Origin of the sequence: Leptolyngbya sp. FACHB-711, from assembly GCF_014695615.1 — a bacterium.
Taxonomy (GTDB): Bacteria; Cyanobacteriota; Cyanobacteriia; order Elainellales; family Elainellaceae; genus Leptolyngbya_A.
The window spans coordinates 1-2,845 of the sequence record NZ_JACJOR010000123.1; the positions used below are offsets into that span (position 1 = coordinate 1).

The 2,845-nt window shown below is 53.3% G+C and carries 2 protein-coding genes; both read right to left on the reverse strand.

Features of this window, described 5'->3' with window-relative positions:
- Positions 1-439: 439 nt before the first annotated feature.
- Positions 440-1,930: a carotenoid oxygenase family protein gene (locus H6F80_RS03890; protein WP_190790298.1), complete on the reverse strand. Its 1,491-nt coding sequence runs from the start codon at positions 1,928-1,930 to the stop codon at positions 440-442.
- Between the two features lie 75 nt (positions 1,931-2,005).
- A partial coding sequence (locus H6F80_RS03895) for a folate/biopterin family MFS transporter (protein ID WP_190790299.1) occupies positions 2,006-2,845 on the reverse strand: 840 nt, incomplete at its 5' end.

The following is a 2,845-nucleotide window of genomic DNA, read 5'->3' on the forward strand; positions in this document are numbered from 1 at the left end:
TGCGACTTCTTCCATATTGTCTGCGTCTGCATAAGTGCTGCGAAGGTCGATCGCACACCGATACATATCTTCCTGCGTGAAATTAATCAGATTGTACATAGTCTGAAGCTTCTCGAAGTCTCTGTAATGGACTAAATCCTCGAAGTAGCCGAGCGAGCTAATTGCAGTTTCTTGTCTATTCGATGGATTTATCAAGCTTCAGGACGATCAAGTTTAAGCTCCTGTGTGGATGTCGTTTGCTTCGTTAAAACCCTTCGTTAAAACCCTTCATTAGAATAAAAAAGGGATGCCAGAAAACTCTCCCGATTCAGGGACAGAATTCCTGCATCCCAGTGTGCACTGCGTGGTGACAGCGACTAAAAGGGAAGCCTAATTCAATTGATGGTTTGTGCTTGGCAGGATTCACGCGACAGGCGATCGACTGCCTTCAGATTTACGGCTAAATATGGATAAAGCACTCTGGGGTAAACGTGCCGTGCAGTCCGTAGGGAACATGATGCTTGAGGTGCAGGCGGGCAAGGGGCTGAGCGAGGTTCTGAGCATCCAGGATCACGATTTGCGATCGCTCTCGCTTGGCATCAAAGACCAGGGTGAGCAGCCAGCCATCATCCTCACTGAGCGAATTAGGACGCGGCACAAAGACAGGTTCTCCCACAAATCCGGTCGGGGCAGCACTCCAGAGCTGACGTTCTCCCGTCGTGAGGTCGATTTTGAGAATTGCCTGCAACGGAGCGTTTCCGGTCGGGTTATGGGCGGCTCCTATGTAGGCATAGCGGTATGGACGAGCTGTGCGATCGGGGTGGAGCGAGGGAAACTCACAGCAGCGGCTTTCGATAAGCTGGCGTGTGACGCTGTTGCTTTGCAAATTGAACTGGAACCGCCAGAGCTGACCCGGTGCGAGTTCAGCAAACTTGACCTGGCGATAGTCTTCATCCGGTTCGATGCTGGGCAGCGCGTCGTAGCAGATTGAATCGACAAACAAATCGCCGTCCTGTTCAAAGGCGTTGGCATGGTGGAACACAAAGCCTGCTTGAATCGGAATGGTTCGAATCGGGGCAGACCCTTGACGGGGAATAATGAGAGCCTGCGTCGGACGATCGCCCTTAAACTCCAGACACTGACCTGCGCCGCGCAATCCCATCACAAACGGAATCGGGTTAAAGTCCACCGGGTTTTGGAAGAAAATGCAGTAGTTGGGTGTGAGGGCAAAATCGTGAATAAAGGCAAAGCCGGGAACCGATCGCACTTGCTTTCGCAGCAGTTTGCCGGCTGGATCGAGTTCGTAAAGGGTGATCGTGGTCGAGAGTCCCTTAGGCTTGATCGAGAAATTCACCAGGCAGGGCGCGCCCTGGTCAAACTGGCAGGCCGGATCAACGATCGGGTGTGCCCCAAACGCTTCTCCCGGTTCCAGGATGCCATCGAGATAGTCTAAGCCGATCGTTTCTAGCGTGGCAGGGTCGAGCCGATAGGGTTCTGCCGCTTCCCAAAGTGCCAGCAGTTTGCCGCCCCAGTAAATTACCTGCGTATTGGCAATATTCTTCAGCCGCAAATCCATAAAATTCGCCAGCCAGCCACCCGGCTTTTGGGTGCCAAACACGCCACGATAAAGGATTTTGCCTGCCTGCTGCTCTTCTAAAAATGCCTGCGTGCGGACAAACCGATTGCGATAGTGGGCCTGTCCATTCTGAAACGTAATCGCGCTAATCATGCCGTCGCCGTCGAACGGATGATGAATTTGCTGTCCGTTGATGTCGAGCAGTCCGGGTCCGTTGCGAAACAGGGTTCCCTCTAGCTCGGGCGGAATTTGTCCTTCGATTTCGTTGATCGCATAGTCGTATTCTTGTTTGAGCGATCGATAGCCTTTCTGCCACTGATCCAAGTCGTAGGACAGAGACGCATTTTTTGAAGACGGGTTGGTTTCGAGTTGCATAGCAAGCGGTAGGCGGTGAAGGGTAGGGAGCGGAGCTGCAAAATCCTGAAGGCAATTCGGCGGTTTTAAGGAAATTTACTGGCGCAGTTCGGTGACCAGTTCGGGATTCGTTGCGCCCAAATTTTCGATCGGTTCCGCCGAGGCTTCTGGCAGAATCACAGTCTGAGGCATCTGGCTTTCTTCCGCATTGGGCAACCAGCCCAGAAACGGCAGCGGCAGCAGTGTACTCAGGTTTGTAAGCAGCACCAGCAGCCAGAGGCGATCGAAGTTGCTTTCGGTAACGCCAAGCCAGTGCATCATGAGTGCCCCAAATTCATAGGACAGCAAGCCTGCCAGGTTCACCACTGACATCAGCAGCGCAAACAGGGTTGCCTCCACCCCTGCCGGACAAAGCCGCGCCGCCAGCACTAAAATCGGCATATAGGCAATTTGGCTCATCACCGTCAAAATCAGGCTATCACCCAGGCTAAACCAATGGTCGTCAATGCCGATCGCCCGATTTGCATGGGTAACGAGCAGCAGCATTGTCATACCAAGCAGGGTCGAGATGACGGTCGTCCAGCCAAAGATTACCCGGAACGGCACTGCCTTAAAAAATCGTTGGAACATCCAGACCCCCAGTAGCGAAGCCAGACTGGTGATCAGCCGAACTCGCCCCAGAAATTCTGGCTGGAAGCCCAGCTCGTTGGTAGTAAAGAAAAAGAAAGCAGCATCGGCAGTGGGCGTTGCCTGAAGCACAAACAGAAACGCCGTTGGCAGCCAGATCGCTCGCTGGCTCACTGCTTTTCGCAACTGGCTGATTTGTTCTCGAATCGCTGCCCAGTCTGTGGCGTGGTCGATCGGCTCTTCGGTAATCAGCCATGCCACCAGCGACACGATCAGCGGAAACGTTGCCGTAATGCCAAACACCGTCTG